General features: G+C 58.1%; 4 protein-coding genes. 1 reads left to right on the top strand and 3 read right to left on the bottom strand.

Features of this window, described 5'->3' with window-relative positions; all coding sequences use genetic code 11:
* On the top strand, window positions 1-1,791 hold a 1,791-nt coding region (locus PHW69_09670), incomplete at its 5' end, for a hypothetical protein (protein ID MDD4005449.1).
* A gap of 325 nt (window positions 1,792-2,116) precedes the next feature.
* On the opposite strand, the gene PHW69_09665 is transcribed toward PHW69_09670, so the two are convergent.
* The 3 genes from PHW69_09665 to PHW69_09655 form a co-directional block, all read right to left on the bottom strand.
* Complete coding sequence (locus PHW69_09665; GenBank protein MDD4005448.1) at window positions 2,117-3,196, bottom strand: D-alanine--D-alanine ligase; 1,080 nt, start codon at window positions 3,194-3,196, stop codon at window positions 2,117-2,119.
* Window positions 3,189-5,105 carry a hypothetical protein gene (locus tag PHW69_09660; GenBank protein ID MDD4005447.1) on the bottom strand — a complete coding sequence of 639 codons (1,917 nt, stop codon included), beginning with the start codon at window positions 5,103-5,105 and terminating at the stop codon, window positions 3,189-3,191. The genes PHW69_09665 and PHW69_09660 overlap by 8 nt, the downstream gene beginning before the upstream one ends.
* Before the next feature lie 295 nt (window positions 5,106-5,400).
* The coding region (locus PHW69_09655) for an adenosine deaminase family protein (GenBank protein MDD4005446.1) at window positions 5,401-5,788 on the bottom strand (388 nt) is incomplete at its 5' end.

Genomic DNA, 5,788 nt, shown 5'->3' with positions numbered 1-5,788 from the left:
GCTACAAACCCGCCGGCAACTCTTGCCGGGATTCCGGAAACCACGCCGCCGATGAATATGCAGATGCCGCAGCAGATGGGCGGCATGCCGGGAATGATGCCTCCCGCTACAAACCCGCCGGCAACTTCTGCCGGGATTCCGGAAACCGCGCCGCCGATGAATATGCAGATGCCGCAGCAGATGGGCGGCATGCCGGGAATGATGCCGCAGCAGATGGGCGGCATGCCGGGGATGATACCGCAGCAGATGGGCGGCATGCCGGGGATGATGCCGCAGCAGATGGGCGGCATGCCGGGGATGATGCCGCAGCAGATGGGCGGCATGCCGGGAATGATGCCGCAGCAGATGGGCGGCATGCCGGGAATGATGCCGCAGCAGATGGGCGGCATGCCGGGAATGATGTCGCAGCAGATGGGCGGATATCCGATGCCGATGCAGGCAGCCGAATCAACCCAGCAAATGCTGCAAATGATGAGTATTATTTCGGCGCTTCAGCAGGATATCAGAAATCTTCAGCAGGAAAAGATGGCGGCGCTTGCCAAATTGAACGAACAGCCACGGCCTAAACCCAAACCTAAAGCCGACACGTTTGGATTCGGGGGCGGCGATGATGCTTTCGGCTCAGACGGCGGCTCCGGTTTTGAAGGCGAAGCCGCGCAGGATTTCGAGTCCGGGCCCGGATTTGCAGCCGGATCCAATGATGAGGATGCTTCCGTTTTGCCGGAACCGGAGCCGGAAATTGAGCCGGAACCCGTCCGTGCCGAGCCGGAAGCTGCTGCGGATGTTCCTGCCGCAATGCCTGAACCGCAATCTGTTCCTGAACCGGAACCTGCGCCTCAGATGGTGTTTGAAGCCCCGGCTTCCGCAGTCGCACCGGAGCCTGCGGCGCAGGCTGCTGCGCCGGAGCCCGCGCCTGCGGCAGCTGAACCTGTCGCTCAGTCAATATTTGAAATTTCCGCGTCCGCCGCGCCAGCTGCCGCGCCAGCCAGTATGGAACCGCCGAAAATAGAATCTTCCTTTCGTCTGGCTACCGGTTCAGAACCCGAAGCGAAGCCGGCTCCGAATATCAGTGTGGCGTTGCCTATGGTGGAGGATAGTTTCCGGTTCCAAAGAGGCGCCGCAAACGCCAATCCGATGGATACTCTGGGCATGGCGGTTCCAACCGACAGCGCGATGGTCATTACCGAGGTTAACAGAAAAGGCCGTTTTATAAAAAAACTTGTCCGGTTTTTTGTGAGTCTTGTGCTGATGCTTGCGATCTCGCTGGTGGCGGCGTTCATGCTCGCCAAATTCAATGTTCTGCCGGCAAAATATAATCCCTTTGTCCTGTTATCGAAGCGAGGGATCTCGATACCCGGCGTCAAACTTCCCGTACCGGTCGAGTCCGCCGAGGTTGCGCCAGCCGCGCCGGAGATTAACCAGGCTGAAGTTATCGGGCAGATCAAGGCTTATGTTTTGCCGTCGGGCAAATCGCTTGAGGAACTTGTCAGGGCTACCACCAAGGCGCCGGACACCGAAATCGAGTGGGCGATTCAGCTTTCATCCGACAATGCGTATGCCATTTCGGTTAAAGTGCCGCCTTCCGAACCGAACGGATTGCTTTCCACTTATCAGTTCAATTATAAAATATCCGACAAGGCGCTGAACCCGGCGAATCCCGAAGCGACCAGACTGCTGGAGTCGGTTGTGCCGGCGGATGACGGCGGTAAAGCAGCCGATAAACCTGTCGCGCCGGCTGACGGCAAACCAGCCGCGAAACAGGCTGGCGGCGGAAAAGCCGCCGCGAAATAAACGGTGCCGGTTATGTTGTGAAGACGGGCCCTTGTGTATGCAGGGCCCGCCTTGTTTTCAGGCAGAAAAAATACCCGGCATGTGGTTTCAAAATTCCGCCCGGCACTATGCTTGAGTCGACGCGTGCTTGACTTGAAATCCCGGCCTGTCGGCCGGCAAAGCAAGCGGGGTTCGGTCGCAGCCGGAAAAATGAAGCCTGCGGCCTGTTTTCTGGTTTGCGCGCGGGCATATCCGCGCCCGATTGCCGGGTCGTGCGCCAATCATTCCGGAAAAACAAAGGGTTCCGCGCCGGCGCGAGCCGGGCGGGAGAAATAAACGGGTGTGTTTATCTGGTTACGGAAACGAGTTTCGCGTCGTTCTGGCGTTTGGCGGCCAGTTCGATCAGGCGGCGTACCGCCTGCGCCGGAGATACGCCGGAAGCGTTAAATAACTGCGGATAAAGGCTGTTTGGCGTAAAGCCCGGCGCGGTATTGATTTCACCGAAAAACAGGTTTCCGGTTTTAGGGTCAAGCAGAAAATCCGCCCGCGCGAATCCTTCGCCGCGTATGGCGGAAAACACTTTCAAAGCATAATCGCGCGCCAGCGCGGCTGTTTCGGGCGGAATGTTTGCGGGCAGGTCGAACCCGTGCGCGGATTCGTACTTGGCGTTATAGTCGAAAAATTCGCCCGCTATGGCGCCGATTTCTCCGCATACGGAAACCTTGCAGTCCGCTCCGCTTCCAAGCAGTCCGCACATGATTTCACGGGCGTGATCCACTCCGCGTTCTATCATCACCCGGCTGTCGTATCGGAACGCTTTTGCAACAGCCGTTTCAAGCGCGGCGGGTTCTGTCACGCGGGTTATGCCCACTGAAGAGCCCATGCAAAGCGGTTTTACGAATACCGGATATCCGAATTCCAGCGCCGCGGACCCGGCGGCGGAAAGCGACCACGTTTCCCGGTGAAGCGTTACATGCGGCAGAACCGCCACGCCTGCCGACTGCGCGAGCCGTTTGCACACCTCTTTGTCCATTCCTGCGGCCGATGCCAGCACTCCGCATCCGGCGTACGGGATTGAACACAGCTCCAGCAGTCCCTGCAGGGTGCCGTCTTCGCCCATCGGGCCGTGCAGTATCGGAAAAGCGACGTCAAATTCAATATGCAGGCCTTTTCGTCCGGTGTCATGGGAGATCAGCGCGGGCCTGCCGCTGCCCGGGACGGGCAGAACCCTGTCCCTGCGGGTGTTTGAGCCGCCCGGTTCTGTTTGCAGGAACCAGCGGCCTTCACGATCAATATACACCGGCACCACGCCAAAGCCGGTGTGGCCCGCCAGCCGGCAAATGGTTGTGCCGGACTGTATGGAAATATCGTGCTCGGCGGATTTGCCTCCGTAAAGCACCGCCACGCAAAGCTGTTTCTCAGTCATTGCCGTCATTCTCGTTTTCGCGGGGCGGTTTGCCGGTAATGGCCCATTTAAGCCGGCCGGCGAAGTCGCGCGTGGCGTTTTCAAGCCTTTCGATTTTCTTTGAGAGCGCGGCGGACACCGCGGTCTCGTGCGAGAGCATTTCTTTAAGCGAAGTTTCCGCTTCCTTGTGGGCCCGGGTCAGTTCGGCCTGCTGCCGGGCTGTTTCCGCCTGCTTGGCGGTCATTTCCTGCTTCAGGCTTTCGTTGCGCCGGTTAAGCTCCGAAACTTCGGTGTTGAGCGAGGCGATTGACGCCATGTTTTCGCGTGATTTGCGCTGCAGTTCAGCCACCGCGGCGTCCAGCTGCTGTTTGTGCTCGAACAGCAGCCTGCCGTGGGTTGTCAGTTTGTTGATATGCGCCGACAGCGCCTCTTTTTCAGATTGCAGCCGGATCATTTCGCGTTCCATGCTCCGTTTATCCGACTCAAGCCTGCTCTTGTCCAGTTCCAGATCGTTGCGTTCACGCTCAACGGTCCGCTTCTCCGCCGCGAGCCCGTCGCACCGCTCCTGCAGTTCCCGGCGTTCCCGCTCGACCAGTTTGAGTTTTTCCTCGCTGGTTTTTTGCAGCAGTTCCAGATGGTTGATGCGCGCCTGATAGCTGGCGGCCTGCTCCCGCAGCAACGCGTTCAGTTCGGAAACTTTTTCCTCGTGCCGCGCCTGCATCCTGCCGAGTTCCGCCGTCAGGTCGGACATCTCGATCTTCTGTTCTTCCCATTTGCGGGTAAGCTCGCTGACCTCGCTGAGATATCTGGCTTCATTGTCGGCCATGTCCTTTTTCAGCCGGCCGATGAAAGTGGCTTGTTCCGCCGCGCTGCGCTGGACTGCCTGTTTTTCGGCTTCCACGCGGGTTAATTCCCGCTCAAGCGCGCTGTTGACCGCGCGGATCTGCGAAAGGCTCTGTTTGAGTTTCAGCAGTTCCTGAACGGCGCGCAGTTTGTCCGCTTTAAGCGTTTCGATATGCCCGTCGCGCTGTTTGACGTTTTGTTCGCTTTCCGCATGAGCGGCGGCAAGCTTTTTTATCTGATCCTTGGCGCGCGCGAATTCCTCTTCTTTCTGTGCGGCGTTGCGGGCGAAATCAAGAGTCGCGCCGCTTTGCAGGCTGAGCGTGGAAACGGCGTCGCGCAGGGTAAGGACCACCGTTGAAATCTGATCCAGATAACTGCCCTGGTTCGTCATTTTGGAAACGGCGGTTTTCAAATTCGCCAGTTCCTGAACCAGTATGTTTTTTTCGGTAAGCGCGCGGCGGTATTCGGCTTCCAGCCGCGACAGCCGGTCTTCAGCCGGAGCCGCCGCCGGGGCCGGCCGTTCCCGCAATTCCCGGCGCAACAGCTGCTGTTCCTGCGCCCAGCGCTGTTCCATGGCGTTGAGCCGGTCAATAATCGTGCTTTCGAAATTTGGCGAGTGCGCTTCCGGTTTGGGCTGTGCCGAAGGAGGCGCGGGAGGCTGCAGATTGGTTTTAAGAATATGCACCCATGTTTCCCGTTCGGTTACGAGTTTTTCCTCAAGCGATTTGAGCTTTCCGCGCAGTTCCGTCCGCTCGTCGTCCAGTTCGCGCTCGCGCCGGTCGCGCTGCACTTTCTGCTGAATATCCTTGAGCGAATACTCAACCTGCGCTTCCACCACCTGCGCCTGCGACTGCTTGAGGTTGGCAAGCATCACTTTTTCTTTTTCGGCGGCAAGTTTTCGTTCGGTTTCGTCCAGGCGGGCTTTCAGTTCGTCCGGCGTTTCTGCGTTTAATGCGGCGGCCCGCCCGGTCGAGCCGGGCTGCGGAGGTATGGGCGGACGGGATTCGCCGGGATTGTCCGCCGCATTAGCCGCCCGCTGACGAGTGTCAGCGGTTTCCCTGTTTATGCCGTTGTCAAAAAAATCCATAGCCTGCTCCGTGTTTCTCCGAAAACTTTCAGGGTCTGGTTCCCCTGCACTGCCGCAATATATATCATTGTAACAGTTTTTTAAAATATTACCAGAGGGGGGGGGGCGCATTCCGCTTGCCGCAAAAATTGTACAGTTAAAATTTGCGCGGAAGGGGCTGGCAATATTCCTATCGCGCGAATAAACAATCCGAGCCGGCTGCCTGGCGGCTGGGCGCACGCCGCGCTGACCGCCGCCGAATATAAACAACGCCCCCGTTTGCGGGGGCGTTGTTTTAGCGACAGCTGTGAAAACTTCAGCTTTTCTTTTTGCCGGTGAGCTCTTTTTCAAGTTTCTGGAACCGGTCTATAACCGCGCGCACAAAAGCGCGTTTCTGGGTATAATCGCCGGGGAAGAACGAGCCTTTGAACCCGGCCACTATCAGGTTCTGTATGGCGTGCAGCGACAGCTGGTTGGCGGTCGCCACCAGCTCCAGCTCGCGTGTGACGGAGGTGTTGGAGATGAGCCTGTTGTCGGTGCAGATGCTGACTGACAGCCCGTAGTCAAGCATCTTTTTCACCGGATGATCCTCAACGGAATTTATCGAGGGGATCGTCTGGATATTGCTGGTGACGCACACCTCTATGCCGATGCGCTGGGTTGCGATATAGTTGGCCAGATCCTCCACATATTTGTGCGGATAT

This window comes from Elusimicrobiaceae bacterium (genome assembly GCA_028700325.1).
Lineage (GTDB): Bacteria > Elusimicrobiota > Elusimicrobia > Elusimicrobiales > Elusimicrobiaceae > JAQVSV01.
This window is presented reverse-complemented; position numbering and strand designations above follow the sequence as displayed.